Annotated in this window: 17 protein-coding genes; 6 read left to right on the top strand and 11 right to left on the bottom strand. The window is 57.7% G+C overall.

The genetic code is table 11. The annotated features are described in order from the left end of the window. Position 1: 1 nt before the first annotated feature. On the bottom strand, positions 2 to 1006 hold the full coding sequence (locus D7X94_RS02995; RefSeq protein ID WP_120426214.1) for a hypothetical protein: 1005 nt from the start codon (positions 1004 to 1006) through the stop codon (positions 2 to 4). After that, on the bottom strand, positions 1003 to 3180 hold the full coding sequence (locus D7X94_RS03000; RefSeq protein WP_120426215.1) for an NAD-dependent epimerase/dehydratase family protein: 2178 nt from the start codon (positions 3178 to 3180) through the stop codon (positions 1003 to 1005). The genes D7X94_RS02995 and D7X94_RS03000 overlap by 4 nt, the downstream gene beginning before the upstream one ends. A gap of 232 nt (positions 3181 to 3412) precedes the next feature. Here D7X94_RS03000 and D7X94_RS03005 point away from each other — a divergent pair, with 232 nt between their 5' ends. Beyond that, entirely contained in the window at positions 3413 to 3988 is a 576-nt protein-coding gene (locus tag D7X94_RS03005; protein ID WP_120426216.1) for an N-acetylmuramoyl-L-alanine amidase family protein, read from the top strand. Positions 3989 to 4069: 81 nt separating this feature from the next. Here D7X94_RS03005 and D7X94_RS18310 read toward each other — a convergent pair whose 3' ends face one another. Both D7X94_RS18310 and D7X94_RS03010 read right to left on the bottom strand, forming a co-directional pair. Then, the gene (locus D7X94_RS18310; RefSeq protein ID WP_158590872.1) at positions 4070 to 4237 is read right to left on the bottom strand and encodes a hypothetical protein; all 168 of its coding nucleotides are present in this window, start codon (positions 4235 to 4237) and stop codon (positions 4070 to 4072) included. A gap of 77 nt (positions 4238 to 4314) precedes the next feature. After that, on the bottom strand, positions 4315 to 4494 hold the full coding sequence (locus D7X94_RS03010; RefSeq protein WP_147401648.1) for a hypothetical protein: 180 nt from the start codon (positions 4492 to 4494) through the stop codon (positions 4315 to 4317). Positions 4495 to 5080: 586 nt separating this feature from the next. On the opposite strand from D7X94_RS03010, the gene D7X94_RS03015 reads away from it, so the two are divergent. The 3 genes from D7X94_RS03015 to tsaD are packed head-to-tail and all read left to right on the top strand — an operon-like array spanning position 5081 to position 7014. Further along, positions 5081 to 5527: an arsenate reductase/protein-tyrosine-phosphatase family protein gene (locus tag D7X94_RS03015; RefSeq protein ID WP_120426218.1), complete on the top strand. Its 447-nt coding sequence runs from the start codon at positions 5081 to 5083 to the stop codon at positions 5525 to 5527. Positions 5528 to 5547: 20 nt separating this feature from the next. Continuing rightward, positions 5548 to 5970: a ribosomal protein S18-alanine N-acetyltransferase gene (rimI, locus tag D7X94_RS03020; protein ID WP_243111118.1), complete on the top strand. Its 423-nt coding sequence runs from the start codon at positions 5548 to 5550 to the stop codon at positions 5968 to 5970. Between the two features lie 18 nt (positions 5971 to 5988). Then, positions 5989 to 7014 (top strand): tRNA (adenosine(37)-N6)-threonylcarbamoyltransferase complex transferase subunit TsaD, encoded by a 1026-nt coding sequence (gene tsaD, locus D7X94_RS03025; RefSeq protein WP_120426220.1) that lies wholly within the window; start codon positions 5989 to 5991, stop codon positions 7012 to 7014. 288 nt (positions 7015 to 7302) lie between these two features. On the opposite strand, the gene D7X94_RS03030 is transcribed toward tsaD, so the two are convergent. Both D7X94_RS03030 and D7X94_RS03035 read right to left on the bottom strand, forming a co-directional pair. Then, positions 7303 to 8595 carry a glycosyltransferase family 39 protein gene (locus tag D7X94_RS03030; protein WP_120426221.1) on the bottom strand — a complete coding sequence of 431 codons (1293 nt, stop codon included), beginning with the start codon at positions 8593 to 8595 and terminating at the stop codon, positions 7303 to 7305. A gap of 463 nt (positions 8596 to 9058) precedes the next feature. Next, positions 9059 to 9427: a metal-dependent transcriptional regulator gene (locus D7X94_RS03035; RefSeq protein ID WP_243111120.1), complete on the bottom strand. Its 369-nt coding sequence runs from the start codon at positions 9425 to 9427 to the stop codon at positions 9059 to 9061. 474 nt (positions 9428 to 9901) lie between these two features. Here D7X94_RS03035 and D7X94_RS03040 point away from each other — a divergent pair, with 474 nt between their 5' ends. Continuing rightward, positions 9902 to 10948, top strand: a complete 1047-nt coding sequence (locus D7X94_RS03040) for a TRM11 family SAM-dependent methyltransferase (RefSeq protein WP_120426222.1) — start codon at positions 9902 to 9904, stop codon at positions 10946 to 10948. A 329-nt stretch (positions 10949 to 11277) separates the two neighbouring features. Then, entirely contained in the window at positions 11278 to 12060 is a 783-nt protein-coding gene (locus D7X94_RS03045) for a transglycosylase domain-containing protein (RefSeq protein WP_243111121.1), read from the top strand. Here D7X94_RS03045 and D7X94_RS03050 read toward each other — a convergent pair. From D7X94_RS03050 to dnaX, 5 genes are all read right to left on the bottom strand, one after another. Further along, on the bottom strand, positions 11981 to 12856 hold the full coding sequence (locus D7X94_RS03050; RefSeq protein ID WP_120426224.1) for a GNAT family N-acetyltransferase: 876 nt from the start codon (positions 12854 to 12856) through the stop codon (positions 11981 to 11983). The two genes, D7X94_RS03045 and D7X94_RS03050, sit on opposite strands and share 80 nt — an antisense overlap. A 40-nt stretch (positions 12857 to 12896) precedes the next feature. Then, a complete protein-coding gene (gene smpB / locus D7X94_RS03055; RefSeq protein ID WP_120426225.1) occupies positions 12897 to 13364 on the bottom strand; it encodes an SsrA-binding protein SmpB in 468 nt (155 codons plus the stop codon). Between the two features lie 14 nt (positions 13365 to 13378). Next, positions 13379 to 13978, bottom strand: coding sequence for a recombination mediator RecR (gene recR, locus D7X94_RS03060; protein ID WP_120426226.1), 600 nt, complete (start codon positions 13976 to 13978; stop codon positions 13379 to 13381). Next, positions 13978 to 14328, bottom strand: a complete 351-nt coding sequence (locus D7X94_RS03065; RefSeq protein ID WP_120426227.1) for a YbaB/EbfC family nucleoid-associated protein — start codon at positions 14326 to 14328, stop codon at positions 13978 to 13980. The genes recR and D7X94_RS03065 overlap by 1 nt, the downstream gene beginning before the upstream one ends. Positions 14329 to 14730: 402 nt before the next feature. Further along, positions 14731 to 16401 carry a DNA polymerase III subunit gamma/tau gene (gene dnaX, locus D7X94_RS03070; protein ID WP_120426228.1) on the bottom strand — a complete coding sequence of 557 codons (1671 nt, stop codon included), beginning with the start codon at positions 16399 to 16401 and terminating at the stop codon, positions 14731 to 14733. Positions 16402 to 16445: the final 44 nt, after the last annotated feature.

The raw sequence follows: 16445 nt of genomic DNA on the forward strand, positions 1-16445 counted from the left end.
CTTATAGCCCATGAGGGCTTGTAATTCCTTTCCAAGGGCCATTTTGGCCGAACACCCTCACCAGCTCCAGAGTTTCCCGGTCGATGACAATATCCGACGCTTTCAGCGCCGCCAGAGTGGCGAAAAAGGCCTCTCGGTTTTTTAAGGAAAAGTACAGCTTCAGCCTGCACGTATAGGCAGGCAGACAGTCTGGATACTGTTCCGCCAGGCGCAGGCACCAGGTCTCCGCTTTCCCATAGTCCTCCTGTTCCAAAAGCCGCAGGCAGACATCCTCATAATGCTTCTCCGTAAGCTGAGAAGCATCCTTGGAATGCAGAGAGGCCGCAGCGGCCTCCATCATTTCCACCAGTTTTTTCTGCTCCAGCTCAGTAAACACCCTTTGCTTGAGGACCTTGTCCATATAGTCCAAGAGCTGAAGCTCATACTCTGTTTCCTCCGTGGACTCCTGAGCAATTGCCCTGTACATTTTCTGGGCGTTGGACCGGAACTCGTTCAGCTCGCTGCTCAGCACCGAAGCCGCATAATGGGCGGCCTCAGAGTCCTTGCTGTTCAGCGCCAGCACAAAGGCGCCCAGAGAGTTCTGGAAATCCCCCCGCAGGGTGTTCATCATTACCATACGCAGGTCTTTGTTCTCGTTGAGGAACACCGCTTCCTCTAGCGGCACGATGTCCCGCTCCCGTTCCTCATCGGCCCTCAGCTGGGTTTTCACCCTCTCCTTGCTGAACACCACATCCTCCAGGTTCGGCTGGAGCCACAGAGGCAGCCGGAACAAAATATAGGAAAGGATAAAAAACAGCGGCCCCACCACCGGGCACAGCACCATTACCACAAAACGCAGCAGATAGGTCCGCCGGTTGTCATGCTGCACCTCCAGGTCCTGCCGCCGCTCTTTCTCGGTACGGGCCGGGGAGATCACCAAGATGCCCAGCAACAGGTAGACCACCGCCACCAGCAGGTTCAGCAGCCATATCACAACAAATGTCCGCTCTTCCCAGGTAAGGTTCACAGAGAGCCCCCCTTCATCAGGCGGCTCTCATAGCCCGCAGTGCGGAAACGGTTTATTACAAAGCTCGCGCTTTCGCTCCCCGTATTGGAGAGCAGTACATAGAGCTTGTTTTTCTCTACCGCGCCCATATAGTCTGTCTGCCGGAGATTGCCATCCAAAACCGCAGCGGCGCCCACACAGTCTCCGCCAGGCACAGGCACCTCCAGAAGCGTACACTCTGTAAGCCCCTGATCCTGCGCCCGGAAGAAAGCCTTTGCCAGCTGCAAAAACGCCTCTTTTGCCAGCAGGCGGCTACCGCCCACATATCTCTGGCTGTGCAGGGCCTCCAGGTATTGATTGGCCCGTACCACCGCAGACTGCACCAGCTGGCCGATGATCGCCAGCCGGTTGGCCTCGGACAGGTTCATCCGCTGCCAGGGAATCCCCCACAGCATAAATATCAGCGCTATTTCCCCGTCATTGTAGACAGCGCTGGCCATCAGAGGCAGCTTATCCGCCATATTTCGGTTGATATAGACCCGGCGCTCTTTAAGTTCACGGTACATTTCGTCCATATCCGTATACTTAATGGATCCTCCCAGGCTTCTGGATTCCAGGGAAGTGGAGGAAAACAGCCGGGCATAGTTTTGGTTCGCAACGGTATATACCGCCACATCGCCGCAATCCATCAGCTCCGAGAGAATCCGCGCGGCGGAAAACAACACTTCCTCCGGAGCTTGGCTCTCCAGGCCAGAGGTAATCTCATAAATCTTGCCCAGGCTGTCTCTCTGGTTTACCAGCTGCGTCTCGAAGTTCTCCTTCATCCGCACATTGCTGTCGTTGATATCCATAATGTCCGACAGCTTTCCTTCCAGATAGGCAATCTCGTCCCGGTCCTCCTGTTTTACGGTGCGCAGCTGATCCTTTATATAGCCTACCACCAGGCCCACAATGAACAGCTGGGCCATCCACACATAAGTATTGTAGTCCAGCAACACCTCAAAGCCTGTGCGGGAGTACATCTGTTGCAGGCAGTATCCCCCCACAGCCAAAAGGCCGGAGAGCACCGCCTGTTTCTGGCCGTGGATCACCGCGAAAAGCAGCACATACAAAAGGAAGAAGTCCAGCCGGGCCACATATCCGCTGCCCGCCGCCAGATTATTCAGAAAGAAAAACAGGAAAAAGCAGGTTATGTTTTCTATGTAGGGCACCAGAGTGGTGAAAACCACCTTTACCCCATGCCAGAACCGGCCCATCCGGCTACCGCCCGCGTCCTCCGCGTGAATGAAGGACTCGCTGTGCCGCTTCATATACTGGGCGACCTGGGTCACGCCGTCCTGATAGCTGGTGAGGATTTTCTGTCCCAGTTCCTTTTGAAAGGCGCTGCCATCCAGAATCACCCGGTGATACTCCCCCACCGAGTCGTCCACCAGTTCAATACCTCCGCCCATGGCCCCCCGCACCAGCTCAGCCAGCCGGACGCCATTGATCTCTTCCATAGCGGAAATATGATATAAAGACTGACGCAGGGTTGACGCCGAAATGATTTTATATGTCAGTTCCACCGCGTCCTTGAGAAAAATCATGGAGAAAACTTCCCGGTTGCTGCCAAAGACCCTGCCGCTTTTCAGCGCCTCCAGACACACAGAAAAACAAGGGTCATCCTGGGGCCGGCCTTTTTGGGGAACACAGTACAAATTGTCAAACCGCAGAGTTACCATCTCCATACCCTGGTTTCTGCGGTAGTTGGCGCAGATATCCTCTCCCTGGGCAATCGCCATGGCTTTGAAGCCCTTCGGGGAGGCCTTTCGGGATTCCGGCACATTGTTCGGGTAGGATCCGCCATAAACCTCTTGGGAGGAACAATACACAAAGCGGCCCTTTCCCAGCATGGAATACGCGGACAGAATGTTGATCAGGGACGAAGTATACCGCACGGATTCCTGCCGCGCCTTCTGCCAGTCGAAGTTGCTGTCCCATGCGCCCAGAAATACGGTCACATCCGGTTTCACGCTTTCGAAGATGTCCTTCATGCTGTCGTCTTCATAAGAAAAGTCATATCTTTCAAAGACCTTTTTCCGGGACATGCCGTTTTCACGGCGTCCGCTCAGCAGATAGACCCGATCTCCGCTCTTGTTCAGCCTGTCGATCATGGCATCGGCTACCTGACCGCCACCGATCAGTAAAATATCCATATCCACCCCGCCTTCCCGCTACTTCTATCTGTAGTACACAATAGCCAACTATTTTTATAACTATATCATACTCTAAGAAAAATTGCAAGGTATTTTCCTGCCAAACAGCGCTTTGCTCCCTTGGAAAGACCATCTCGGAACCCAAAAGTATGGAAAAAAATTGGGGGCGGGAACTCTAGGGGCCGTGTCGGAATAGAATAGCGTGGTTATCAATTAATAAGGAGGCGGCATCATGCCAATACGCATATTCATCGACCAAGGCCACAACCCTCAGGGCGTGAACGCCGGCGCGGAAGGCAACGGCCTGCGGGAGCAGGACATTACCTATAACGTAGGCGTCATTCTGGCTCAAATGCTCAACAGCGACCCTCGCTTTGAAGCCAGGCTCTCCCGAAACAGCCCCAACGACTCTTTGGGAACCAGCAATGCCACCAGCCTGCAGGCCCGGGTATCCATGGCGAACTCCTGGCCTGCCAACTACTTTATCAGCATCCACTGCAACGCAAACCCCAACCCGGCCATCAACGGCAGCGAGGTGTATGTCTATCAGGCGGGCACCCAGTCTTATTGGCTGGCCCAACACATTCTCAACGGCGTGGTAGACCAGGCCGGCACCCGAGACAATGGGGTACGGGTAAATCCCTCCCTCTATGTGCTGCGGCGCACTTCTATGCCTGCCGTGCTGGTAGAGCTGGGATATCTGACCAATTCCTCTGACGCCCTGAAGCTGCGGGACGACCAGCGAGGCTTTGCCCGAGGCATCTATTACGGACTGCTCAGCTATTTCGGGTTCTCCCGCCCCGCCTGAGTCCTCCTCATGAAAAAGCATATCCCTCCAAACAGAGGGATATGCTTTTTATATATGGGAGTGACGAAAAACTTATGATCGTTAATTCATGGTCCAAAACAGAGCCTGGTCCTTTTTTTCTGTGACCTGGAATACGTCCGCCTTTTCCTGCATGAACCGCTCATAGTTAGCAGCCTGTCTGCGGGTCATATATTCGTGAACATTTTCCTTCCAGCTTTTGTTTATCTTTTTCGTATTGTACTTTTTCATAGTGAATTTCTCCTTATCAATTTATGAAATCTATGTGAATTTCTCTTGCCTCCCAGCGGCATGGCTGAGAGCGCCCTTTAGCTCATGGCCCAAAACAGGGTCTGCGCTTTCTTTTCCGTAGTCTGAAACACGTCCGCCTTTTCCTGCATGAACCGCTCATAATTGGCGGCCTGCCTGCGGGAAATTGCCGCATAGCCATTGTTTCCGCCATCTTTTGTCTGAATCCATTTTTTGCCAGTATAATTGTTGTGTTTCATCATGCTTTCCCCTTTCACAATTTATAAAGTTTATGGAATATTTTTAGCTGATTGTGCTGTTTCGCGCGGACCGGCTTGCAAATTCAAACCCCTCGCCATCAAAACTCTCCAGAAACCGGAAGAAACTCTGTTTCTGCCTGCGCAGACTCATTGCCTCCCGCCTTGCGTCCGGGCTGATTTCCTCGGTCAATGTTTTCCCCAGCATTTTCCTTGAGATTCTCACTGTGCCGCCGCCCGCCTTTCCCTGTGAATTTCTTTTTCTTTCCGCTATGGGTTCATTATATATCCAGCACAGATCAGAATCAACCCTCAATATCCATATAAGTGTCTGGATAATACTGTTCCTATATTTTGCATTTCCATTTCTTTCTCTCTCAACCTTATGGCTCTATTATAAACCTCGTTTATAAATTTGTCAAGCGATTTTTATAAATTTGTTGGAAAATTTTTCTTGTTTATAAATAGTGTAAATTGCTTATACAGAACACAAGAGAGAGGGGTCCTCCTGGAACCGGCAATTTCCTCTGTTGCTTTTTCCCGCTAGGTATACTATAATTATTTGAGTACATGCCGAGGAGGCTCTGCCATGAAAATCCTGTTTGTATGCACAGGCAACACCTGCCGCAGCCCTATGGCTCTGGGGCTGTTCCGGCTTCTGGTCCAGCAAAAAGACACGGCTGGCCGGTTTATCCTGGACAGCGCAGGTCTTTCCGCTGCGGAGGGCCTGCCCGCCAGTAAAAACGCCATACTGGTCTGCCAGGAATTGGGCATTGACATTTCCAGCCATCAGGCCCGGCGGATTTCTGGCAGCGAGCTCGACTTATGGGACACCTTTTTTACCATGTCCCGAACCCACGCCTACATTTTAGAGCAGGCCGGCGCTCCCAGCCAGAAGATCTACGTTCCCAGTTATATCGAGGACCCCTTTGGCCAGGATCTGGACGCCTACCGCCGCTGCCGGGACAAGCTGGCGGAGCAGCTGGAGCTATTCTATCAGCAGACTGCCGCTCCCTTTCTGCGCCTGGAGAGCTAGGCCCTATGGAGATTGTCCCTATGAGCGCTGGCCATCTGGAGGCTGTGGCAGAAATAGAGCGCGTCTGCTTTTCCTCTCCCTGGAGCCGCCAGGCCCTGGCTGAAGAACTATCCAACCCCAATGCCGTATATCTGGTAGCTGTAGATGAAGGCCTTGCGGTGGGATATGGTGGAATGCGCTTTGCCGCCGGAGAATTTTATGTAGATAATATTGCCGTCCTGCCGGAATGCCGCCGCCGGGGAATCGGGCGGCAAATCACCTCCGCTCTCCTTCAGGAGGCCCGCCGCCGGGGCGGATCGTTCCTCTCCCTAGAGGTCCGGCCCTCCAATCAGGCCGCTATAGAGCTATACCTCCGGCTGGGCTTCCTTTTGGAAGGCCGGAGAAAAAATTTTTATACAAAGCCCGCCGAGGACGCGCTCATTTTTACCCGGCGGTTCTTATGAAGAAAGGGTGGATCGCTCATGATCGTGCTGGGGATCGAAACCTCCTGCGATGAAACTGCCGCCGCGCTGGTGGAGGACGGACGCCGAATTCTCTCCTCTGTTGTGGCAAGCCAGATCGCGGAGCACAAAATATATGGCGGTGTGGTACCGGAAATTGCCTCCCGCCGCCACAGCGAAGCCATTTCCGCCGTTACCCAGGAGGCTCTTTCCCAGGCGGGCAAAACCCTGGAGGATGTCTCCGCCGTGGCGGTCACCTATGCTCCGGGGCTCATCGGTGCCTTGCTGGTGGGGGTGAATTTCGCCAAAGCTCTGGCCTTTTCCGCCGGACTGCCTTTGGTCCCCGTCCATCATCTGCGGGGGCATATCGCCGCCAATTATCTGAGCAATCCCCAGCTGGAACCTCCATTCTTATGCCTGGTCGTCTCCGGTGGGCACTCCCATATTGTGCAGGCGGAGACCTACACCCAGCTCCGAGTTTTGGCCCGAACCCGGGACGACGCCGCAGGCGAAGCATTTGACAAAGCTGCTCGGGCCATGGGGATTCCCTATCCCGGTGGGGTGGAGCTGGATAAAATTGCCGAGACAGGGGATGCGTCCGCCTATCGGCTTCCCCGGCCCAAAGTGACGGGTTCGCCTCTGGATTTCAGCTTTTCCGGACTCAAAACAGCCGTGCTGAATCTACTGCACAACGCCGCCCAGCGCGGGGAGGCTGTAAGTGTGCCTGATCTATGTGCCTCCTACCGGAAAGCGGTGGTAGAATACCTGGTGGACCATTTCCGCCTTGCCGCCCGGCAGCCAGGGACAAAGCAGCTTGCCGCCGCCGGGGGCGTTTCTGCCAACCGCCTACTTCGCCGGAATCTATCCTCCCTCAGCCAGGAACTCGGGCTACCTCTCTCCATCCCAGAGCTGAGCCTGTGCGGAGACAATGCCGCCATGATCGCCGCCCAGGGCTTTTATGAGCTGCGGGCCGGGCATACCGCCGGTACGGAGCTGAACGCTTTTGCCCAGAGGGAGATTGGCTTGGACTATAGTAAATTAACTTGAGAATTGCAAAATCAAATTCTTAAGTTAGGCGATTCCGCCGCCTGGTTCAAAAGACTCTTTGGATTCTTTTGAACTTAATTAGCTATACAGCCTATGCTGAGGCCCCGCCAACCCCGGCTTTTGCCGAATTTCGCTTCGCGAAATTCTTCCGAAGAGAACCCGGCTTCCAGGAAGCCGGGTTCTCTTCAAACCGAGGGTTTGCCCTTGGGGGCAAACCCTCGCAAAAGCCGGGACCCGCCTGAGGGCGGACGAAAGCCTTTCACTATTAAGTAAAGAAACCGCAGAGCTTTACATGATCTGTGCGCCGCAGGTATAGGCGTATAGATAAATCCCCAGAAACACCGCCTCCACGCCCAGAACAAGCCCCCGCAGCCGGGGAAATCTTTCCAACAGCGCCGCCGCGAAAATGAAAAACACAAAGCCGCAGGAAAGATATCGCCCCGCGCTGAGCAGCCAGGAGAGGGAGTAGTTGGCCACCAGATAGCAAAAACCGTAGACCAGAAGGCTGGGGGGATTCTCCCTTCTGAAGGCCGAGAGGGCCAGCGTCACGAAGAACACCACAAACAGCACCAGCGTAGGCAGCCAGACTGCCCAGCCCATGGGCTCGCCTATATAATTTCCCAGATAGTACCAAATGTATCCCAGCACCTGGGAAATCCACATCCCGCCCTGGCTCCAGTGCTCCTGGTGGACGGCAAAGGCAAAGGGAGATCCGTCCACATACCAGTTCAGGCCCAGATAGGCCAGAAAACCCAGCAAGGGCATGGCCAGCAGGGGCAAAGAGAGGAGCAGCTTTTTCCAGGATCGCTTCAGGCTCTCCCCCATGGGCGGGCGCAACGGTCCCAGGCTGTTCAGCAGCTCGATTACCGCCGGGACAATTACCAGAACGCCGGTCATGCGGGTAAGCGCCGCCAGAGCCCCCCATATCCCATAAGACAGCCATTTCCGCTTCATGGCATAATAGCACGCCGCCGCAGTGGTAAGCAAGAACAAGCCCTCGGTCATCACTGTGCCAAAAAAGAAGGAAAACGGAAACAGGGACAGAAGCAGAACAGCGTTTTCCGCAACGCTCTTGTTCCACTGATCCGCCGCCAGCCGGTACACCCAGCAACAGCCCAGAGAGTAGCTGAGGACAGATACCGTCACCCCGGCGGCGATGGTATTGGGCACAACCAACCGCACCAGCCGGGTGACCCATACATAGAGGGGGTAGAACACCAGGAAGAGGTGCTCACCGTTCTCCTGGTGGTTGGCGTAGCCCAGGTCCACAAGGTTTCCGTAATGCCGGGCGTCCCACATCTGGAATTTGGAGGGCAGCTCCTCCCAGCTACCCCCCGCCAGCATGGTGCAGGCAATCACCGCCAGCAACAGCAGCAGACGAAGCCCCAGGGCCCAGAGAAAAATTTTCAGCAGCTCCCTCCGAACCGGAGAAACACGCGAACCATCCTCCCCGGATCCTTCAGCCGGGGAGGCCTGCCCCAGGGGCAGGCGGACCGGCACGCCCCAGCCTGCAAAGCAACGTAGCGCTAGAAACAAAAACAGCAGAACTATTGGTGCAGAGAGCAGAATATTTTGCGGCATCACTTGATTCCTCCTGTGTTTTTTGGTATGCTTTTTTAAGACCTTGGGGACGCTGTCTCGCCTGCCGGCTCGGTCGGTTCGCGGCGTGTCTGCCACTGGCAGACGCTCACCCCCAAACCCCACAAACTTTTACCCACTCCTCATTTCATTCGTCGTGAAGATGTTATAATGGGGTAACATTGGCCGGTCCAGCGGGCCTTACGCTGGCGGGGAGTTTGAGGGCGCGCCGCCCTCAAGGTCTTATCCCTTGACCTTAAACTCCTGAGAAGCGTATTTTTGAAGGTGAATTGGCGCGAAGCGCCAAGAGGAAACTTTTTGCAAGAAAAAAAGTTTCCTGGGCCCCGGAACCAGCCAGCTACGGGCGTTCGCACCCAGCCCAGCAAAAGATAAACCGAGCAGAACAAGCGTTTATCTTTTTGACGCACTGACAAGACCCAGCTTTATCCTCTCGTCATTCTTGGCATCAGGCGCCGTCCACGTGCCGCTGGATGGCCCGGAAGGTCTCCTCGCTGATCACGTGCTCTATGCGGCAGGCATCCTCGGCAGCCACCTCCGGCGCCACCCCCAGAGAGGTCAACCAGCGGGTAAAAAGCAGATGCCGCTCGTAGACCGCCTCCGCGATCTCCCGACCCTTAGGCGTGAGGGTGATGAATCCCTCGGCGTCCATTGCGATGCACTCCCGCTCCCGCAGGTGCTTCATGGCTACGCTGACGCTGGGCTTGCTGAACTCCATTTCGGCGGCGATATCGATGGAGCGCACGGAGCCCTTGCGCTGGTGCAGGATCAAAATGGTCTCCAGATAGTTTTCCGAGGATTCCTGTATTTTTTTCAAGGCCGCCATCCTTTCCGTGGTTTTTTCTCTATTATACTTGTTTTTTGTGAATTTTTCAAGGCTGGGTTTGGGGGAGGACATAGAACGTGAGTTTTGAAGTAGTTGAAGGCCTCCGCCGCAAAGGGCGCGGCTACGGCAAGACCTTGGGCCTGCGCAGGTTTCACCTGCCGGTTCGGTCGGTTCGCGGCTTGTCTGCCGCTGGCAGACGCTCACCCCAAACCTGCGCCAGCGTAAGGCCCGCTGGACCGGCCAATATGGCTGGCTTTATCGCACATCACCAGCCAGGGTAAAAGTTTCGTAGACTTCGTTTTACGAAGTCTTACCTTTCTCAAAGGTGGTGGGTTTCTCAGGGGCGACAATCGCCAGTGGCGATTTCTCGTCGCCGACCGAACCGGCAGGTGAGAAAAAAACTGAGCTGCCAGCGGCCAAAACATCGTCCCACAAAACGCCAAATCATCCCACAGGAGGCCTGTCATGCGTTATTTCGGCCAATTCATCCCCGGGGCGGAGCCCATCGTCCGGGAGATCCTTCTGGAGCGCCTGGGCCCGGTCCCCCCACTCTATCTCTCTGGCGGCGCAGTGGAGTTTGAAACCCCTCTGCCCTATAGTGATCTGAACCTGTTTTGCTTTCACAATCTGTTCCAGACGCTGTATGTTTCTTCTGCGGAGCCCAGCCCGGCGGGGCTGGAAAAGTTCCTCCGGGCGCTTCCCGCCGCTCCCGCGGACTGGACCGCCGTCCAGTCCCACGCGGCCAAGTGCCGCAGTTTCCGGCTGGTGGCCTCCTGCAAAAACCAGCTGACCGCCGTGAGCCCCGCCGCCAGATCCGGCGTCGAAAAAAAGCTCCGCCAGGAGAGCGGCCTGAAAATCGACCGCAGCCTGCCGGACAGCGAATTCTGGGCCCTGGTCCGGGGTGACGGCCAGGCCTATTTCCTCAAGCGCCTCTCCCGCCACCGGGCCTACGACAAGCTCCTGCACCCCGGAGAGCTCCACCCCCAGCTGGCCCACATGATGTGCTGGCTGGCCCGGCCAAAGCACACAGATCTTGTGCTGGACCCCTTCTGCGGCTATGGAGCCATCCCCCAGGAGCTCGCCCGCCGCTTTCCCTTCGCCCGCCTGTGCGCCTTTGACCTGGACCCCGCCGCCCTGAAAATCACCCGGGAAAAGCTGCCCAGACGAGAGAATATCCTGGTGGAGAAGCGGGACGCCCTGCGGCTGGCCAAAGTTCTCCCCCAGGGAAGCGTCCACGCTGTAGTCACGGACCCGCCCTGGGGACTATACCAGGACGCGGGCATGGAGCTGGGGGCCTTTTACCGGGAAGTCCTCGCCCAGCTGGACCGGATTCTGGCCCCGGACGGGCGGATCGTCCTTCTCACCGCCGCAAAGCGGGAGCTGGAGGCGGCTTTGGAGGGACGCCCCGGCCTGACCCTCTCCGCCCGGTACGACATTCTGGTCTCCGGGAAAAAGTGCGGGCTCTTCCTGATCGCCAGGGAGAGGCCCGCCTCAAACCTTACAACAATGTAAGCCGCGCAAAGAATTCTAAAGAATTTCCGTAAGGATTTCGCAAGAAAGCTCTGGTATCATTTTCTTATAGTTTTGAGAGTGTGTTTTGGCCTCTGGCAGCTGGGGGTTTCACCCCCAGACCCCTGACCAGCTTAAGGCCAGCTGGACCGGCCAAAGCCGTCCAGGGTAAAAGTTTCTCCCGCCTTTTTAAAGGCAGTAGGGATGGAGGGGGCGAAGCCCCTCCCGCCGGAGCCGCCGAGAGTTCGCTTGCGAACTCTTTTGTGGCGGCGGAGGCCACACAGTATTCCTTTCAAAAACTATACGATTAAGAAATGCAAGGAGTGATACCTGTGAAAGCCAAGAAGAAACTGTCCTTTGTCCTCATCTTCCGCAACGTCTTTGTGACCGTGTTCCTGCTGGGCGTGTGCGCCGCCGGGGCGGTCACCCTGCGGGGGTATTTCCTGTACACCGCCGCCCTGGAGGACCTGCCTCCCCTTCAGGCCGCCCGGCAAGTCCGGGATCAGGAGGGCTTCACCCCTCTGGACCAGCTTCCGGACACCTACCTGGACGCGGTGGTGGCCGCGGAGGACCACCGGTTCTACGAGCACAACGGCGTGGACGTGATCGCCATCGGCCGGGCCGTGCTCAACGATATCAAGAGCTTGTCCCTGGAGGAGGGCGGCAGCACCCTCACCCAGCAGCTAGCCAAGAACCTGTATTTCACCCAGGAGAAGGAATTCACCCGGAAGATCGCCGAGGTGTTCATGGCCTGGGACCTGGAGAGCGAGTTCAGCAAGGACGAGATTCTGGAGCTCTATGTAAACTCCATCTATTTTGGCAGCGGCTGCTACACCGTGGGCGACGCCAGCCGGACCTATTTCGGCAAGGAGCCCGCGAAGATGACCGACGGGGAGGCCACGCTGCTGGCGGGCATTCCCAACGCCCCTTCGGTGTACGACCTCAACGAAAACCCGGATCTGGCCCGCCAGCGCCAGGAGCAGGTGGTGGGGCTGATGGTGAAGTATGCCGGCCTCAGCCAGGACCGGGCGGACCTCATCCTGGAAGGCTCCGCAGAGTATACTCCCGGCAATCCTCCAGCGTCTCAAAGCCTATCTTGCGGTACACCCGATTAGAGATGGGGTTCCGCCGGTCCACAAAGAGAGTGCAGTACTCCATCCCGGCGGCCAGCCTCTCCCGGCAGATTGCCGTCACAGTGTTCTGGGCATAGCCCTTCCCCCGGTGCTCCGGAGGCGTATAGACCCCACTGACGGCGGTGCCGTGGGCCAGCTGGCGGGAGGTCTGGGCCATGGACGCGGCCTCTCCCCCCGGCGGCTCCATAAGCCACAGGGTCCCACGCCGGATCAGCTCCCGGCGCTTCTCCCGGACCTCCTCTCTGTCCGGGTGCTGGTGGAGGGCCTCCTCGTAAAAGGCCAGGGCCCAGCGGGTAACGGTTTCCAGGTCCTCCTCCCGGGCTTTCCGGACCTTGCCCGGGACGGGTTGGGGCTCGATGAGATGCCGCAGCACCAGGATGTCCATGGCGCTCTTCTCCGTGAACTCGCCCCCGAAGCCCTCCAGAAAGGCCCGGCACAGCTCCTCCCGGCCAGTCACCCCGATAAGCTCTTCCCCCGCTTCCCGCAGATATCTCCCCAGCGCCCCGGCGGCTTTCTCCCCCAGGGGAAGGGCCTCCTCTGAGGCGTTCAGACATAGGTTCCAGGGGGCGGCGCGGCCAAAGACCAGTACCGGCTTCCCCGTCTCCTCCCAGCGGCCGAAGAGCAGCCCTGGGCCGCAGGGCCTGTCCCGGTTTGCCATGGCGTTGCCCTGGTTCAGCTGGGTGGCGGCCTCGTATTGCCGGAAAAAGGCTTCGTTATCTCGGAGGAATTTCCCCGGGCTCTCATAGAGTTTGATGTTCATGATCCCTCTTCTTTCCATATATTCTGATTCCCCGGAGCATGTGCTTCCGGGGAATTTTTTAACGGTTCTGTTCCTTCAGGGCGCGCTCAATGTCTCGCTTGACAGCTCTCGCCGCCATATCCGCCCGCTTATCGTAGAGTTTTTTGCCCTTACACAGGCCCAGCTGCACCTTCACCCGCGAGCCCTTGAAATACAGGGAAAGAGGGATCAGAGCATAGCCCTGCTGCTTCACCAGCCCATATAGCCGCATGATCTCCCGCTTATGCAGCAGTAGCCGGCGCACCCGCATAGGGTCCTTATTAAAGATATTCCCAAAATCATACTGGCTGATATGGCAGCCGTTCATCAACATCTCGCCGCCTACCACCGAGCACCAGGAATCCTTCAGATTGGCCCGGCCCTGGCGCAGGGACTTCACCTCTGTGCCCACCAGCTCGATGCCCGCCTCCAGAGTCTCTTCCACAAAATAGTCGTGATAGGCCTTTTTGTTCTGGGCGATGGTTTTCGTCCCAGTTTTTCCAGCCATGCCAGAGCCTCCTCTCAAAGTTCTTTTCTGCTTTCCAAAGACATTTGCAGGGTCACATTGTCGGCGTATTCCAGTTCTCCGCCCACGGGGACGCCATGGCCCAGCCGGGTGACCCGCACGCCCAGGGGCTTCAAGAGCCGGGCGATATACATGGCGGTGGTCTCCCCCTCCAAAGTGGCATTGGTAGCCATGATGACCTCCTTCACCTCCGGGGTAATCCTCTTCAGCAACTCCTGAATCTTCAGCTGCTCCGGGCCAATGCCATCCATGGGAGAAATGGCGCCATGAAGCACATGATAGCGCCCAGTAAAGTCCTTTACCCGTTCCAAGGCGAAAATATCCCTGGGATCCTCCACCACGCAGAGAATGCTTCCATCCCGCTTTTCATCCCGACAGATGGCGCAGAGCTCCCCGTCCGTCAGGTTACAACACACCGGGCAGTAGTGGATTTTCTCGTGGGCGTCGGTGATGGCCTTTACAAAGGCCCGGACCTTCTCCTCCGGCATCCGCAGGATATGGTAGGCCATTCTCTGGGCGGATTTGGGCCCGATTCCCGGCAGGCTCTCCATGGCGTCCATCAGGGCCTCCAGCGGGGCCAGATGATAGGAGGCCATCAGAACACCCCCGGAATCCCCATGCCGCCGGAGACCGCCGAGAGCCGTTCGTCCTTTTCCCTGGCTGCGGCCCGCAGGGCCTCGTTCACGGCGGCGGTGACCAGATCGCCCAGCATTTCTGCGTCGTCCGGGTCGATGACCTCGGGCTTGATCTCCACGGACTTCACCTCTAGCTTTCCGGTGACCGTGGCCTTTACCGCGTCGCCTCCGGCGGCGGCGGAATACTCCTTCTCCTCCAGCTCGGCGGTGATGGCCTCCATCTGCTCCTGCATCTTCTGGGCCTGACGGGCCAGCTGCTGCAGATTGGCGGCTCCCGGCGTATTGTATCCCTGGGGCAGTCTTGCTTTCATGAGAATCGATCCTTTCGTTGAAAATATAGTATTTTTTGAGTATTGGAAGGCCTCCGGCACACCGCGCCAAGCGAGGCAAAATGAGCAGGCTGGGTTTCGCGGTGTGTCATGAGTTTTGCTTCGCAAAACTCTGCCCAGCTGGGTGCGGATGCTCTCAGCTGGCCAGGGGCCTGTCTCACCTGCCGGTTCGGCCGGGTCAGAACGAGAGTTCATTCCTACATGAACTCTTCGCCACTGGCGATTTTCCCCGCCCCTTGACCGCGCAATGTGTTGTGGCTATGCGAAAACCGTAAAACGTTCACGACGAGCAAAGCGAGGAGTGGGTAAAAGTTTTTGATCAAACTTTTTTCAAAAAGTTTGCGGGGTTTTTAGGGGCAGAGCCCCTAAACCGCCGGAGGCCCCTCACGTCTCCTCCACAGGTACGCCGGCCTCCTGGGCCCGGCGGGCCAGCTCCTCCAGGGGGTCCTCCTCCCGGCCACCCTCCTCCGGCTTTTTGTAGGGTCCCAGCTTATAGACCCTTCCGGTCACCCGCTGGACCGCGTCCCGGAGCATGGCCCGGTGTTCCGGCCTGCGCAGCAGCTCGAAGGCGATCCCCGGCGCATCCACCAGCAGATAATCCCCGGTAATATACGCCCTGCTGCCCTCAAAGGCCTTGGCAACGCTCTTGGACGCGCTGCCCACCGCCTGTAGGATCTCCGGCCACGCCCCGAAGCGCTCCGCCTGGGCGGACAGCCCCGCCACGTCCACCTCGTCCCTGGCGGGCCTGGGGGCTTTGGGAGTGGGCTTCTCCTCCGGGGGCTTGGGCGGCGGAGAGGGTTCTTTTTTGGAAGGGGGCTCGGGGGGGCCATCGTCCAGGAGCGCGGCAATTCCGTCCTCCTCCTCTTCCTGGTTGGGCGCGGGGGGATCCTCCCAGGCGGGGACGGCCTGCCTCACAGCAGGCCCGGCGGATTCCAGAGCCTCCAGCCGCCGGAGCATAGCCCCGGGACTCTGGTCCAGTTCCGGAGAGCACAGCCGCACCAGAGCCATCTCCAGCTGGACCCGCTGGTTTCCAAAGCGCATTTTGTTCAGGGCTTCCTCAAATACGTCCAGCCCATGGAGGATATCCGGCAACGTCATAGTCAGGGCCTGCCTCTCCATCAGCCGCCGTTCTTCCCCAGAGGCCTGAATCATCTCTCCCGGGTCCCGCATGGTTTTGCACAGCATGAGCCCCCGAAAATATTCCGCCAGCTCCCCGCACAGGCGGTTCAGGTCCTTGGACTCCCGGTGGAGCCGGTCTACGCCTTCCAAAGCGGCGGCGGGATCCCGGTCCGCCACCGCCTGGGCAAAGGCGCCTAAATACTCCCGGGCGGCCAGGCCCGCCGCTTCGTATACGGTTTCTACCGTTACCTGCCTGCTCCGGCCCAGACATTGGTCCAAAAGGGAAAGGGCATCCCGCAGGGCACCGTCGGCGGTGCGGGCAATAAGCAAGGCCGCGTCCTGGTCCAGCTGGGCGTCCTCCTGGGCGGCAACCTCCTCCAGACGGCCAGCCATCACCTCCGGAGCGATCCGGTGGAAGTCAAAGCGCTGGCACCGGGAAAGGATGGTAGGCAGCAGCCGGTGGACCTCCGTGGTGGCTAGGATAAACACCACATGGGCGGGGGGCTCCTCCAGGGTTTTCAGCAGGGCGTTGAAAGCCTGCACCGAGAGCATGTGCACCTCGTCAATGATATAAACCCGGTATTGGGCGGCGGCAGGGGTAAAATTCGCCTCCTCGATAATGGCCCGTACGCTCTCCACGCCATTGTTGCTGGCCGCGTCGATTTCCACCACGTCGAGAATAGAGCCCTCCTCCAGCCCCCGGCAGATCTCGCATTCTCCACAGGGATCTCCGTCCACAGGATGCAGGCAGTTGACGGCTCTGGCCAGTATTTTGGCGCAGGTGGTTTTCCCCGTTCCCCGGGAGCCGGTGAACAGATAGGCATGGGCGACCCTCCCCCGAGTAAGTTCGCTGCGCAAAGTCACTGTCACCTGGGGCTGGCCTACCACGTCCGCAAAGCGCTGCGGCCGGTATTTCCGATATAGAACCTTATACATGCTCCACCTCCCCGCTCTCTTTGCAGTTGGCACACACGGTCAAT

It is taken from the genome of Acutalibacter sp. 1XD8-33 (assembly GCF_003612555.1).
In the GTDB taxonomy this organism is placed as follows: Bacteria; Bacillota; Clostridia; order Oscillospirales; family Acutalibacteraceae; genus Acutalibacter.

Coding starts and splice junctions, on each gene's coding strand:
- recR (WP_120426226.1), bottom strand. CDS start 13,978: ATGGCCTCCTATCATCTGGCCCCGCTGGAGGCCCTGATGGACGCCATG.
- D7X94_RS03065 (WP_120426227.1), bottom strand. CDS start 14,328: ATGAAAGCAAGACTGCCCCAGGGATACAATACGCCGGGAGCCGCCAAT.
- dnaX (WP_120426228.1), bottom strand. CDS start 16,401: ATGTATAAGGTTCTATATCGGAAATACCGGCCGCAGCGCTTTGCGGAC.
- tsaD (WP_120426220.1), top strand. CDS start 5,989: ATGATCGTGCTGGGGATCGAAACCTCCTGCGATGAAACTGCCGCCGCG.
- D7X94_RS03015 (WP_120426218.1), top strand. CDS start 5,081: ATGAAAATCCTGTTTGTATGCACAGGCAACACCTGCCGCAGCCCTATG.
- D7X94_RS03005 (WP_120426216.1), top strand. CDS start 3,413: ATGCCAATACGCATATTCATCGACCAAGGCCACAACCCTCAGGGCGTG.
- smpB (WP_120426225.1), bottom strand. CDS start 13,364: ATGGCTGGAAAAACTGGGACGAAAACCATCGCCCAGAACAAAAAGGCC.
- D7X94_RS03010 (WP_147401648.1), bottom strand. CDS start 4,494: ATGAAACACAACAATTATACTGGCAAAAAATGGATTCAGACAAAAGAT.
- D7X94_RS03030 (WP_120426221.1), bottom strand. CDS start 8,595: ATGCCGCAAAATATTCTGCTCTCTGCACCAATAGTTCTGCTGTTTTTG.
- rimI (WP_243111118.1), top strand. CDS start 5,548: ATGAGCGCTGGCCATCTGGAGGCTGTGGCAGAAATAGAGCGCGTCTGC.
- D7X94_RS03050 (WP_120426224.1), bottom strand. CDS start 12,856: ATGGAAAGAAGAGGGATCATGAACATCAAACTCTATGAGAGCCCGGGG.
- D7X94_RS03040 (WP_120426222.1), top strand. CDS start 9,902: ATGCGTTATTTCGGCCAATTCATCCCCGGGGCGGAGCCCATCGTCCGG.
- D7X94_RS18310 (WP_158590872.1), bottom strand. CDS start 4,237: ATGAAAAAGTACAATACGAAAAAGATAAACAAAAGCTGGAAGGAAAAT.
- D7X94_RS03000 (WP_120426215.1), bottom strand. CDS start 3,180: ATGGATATTTTACTGATCGGTGGCGGTCAGGTAGCCGATGCCATGATC.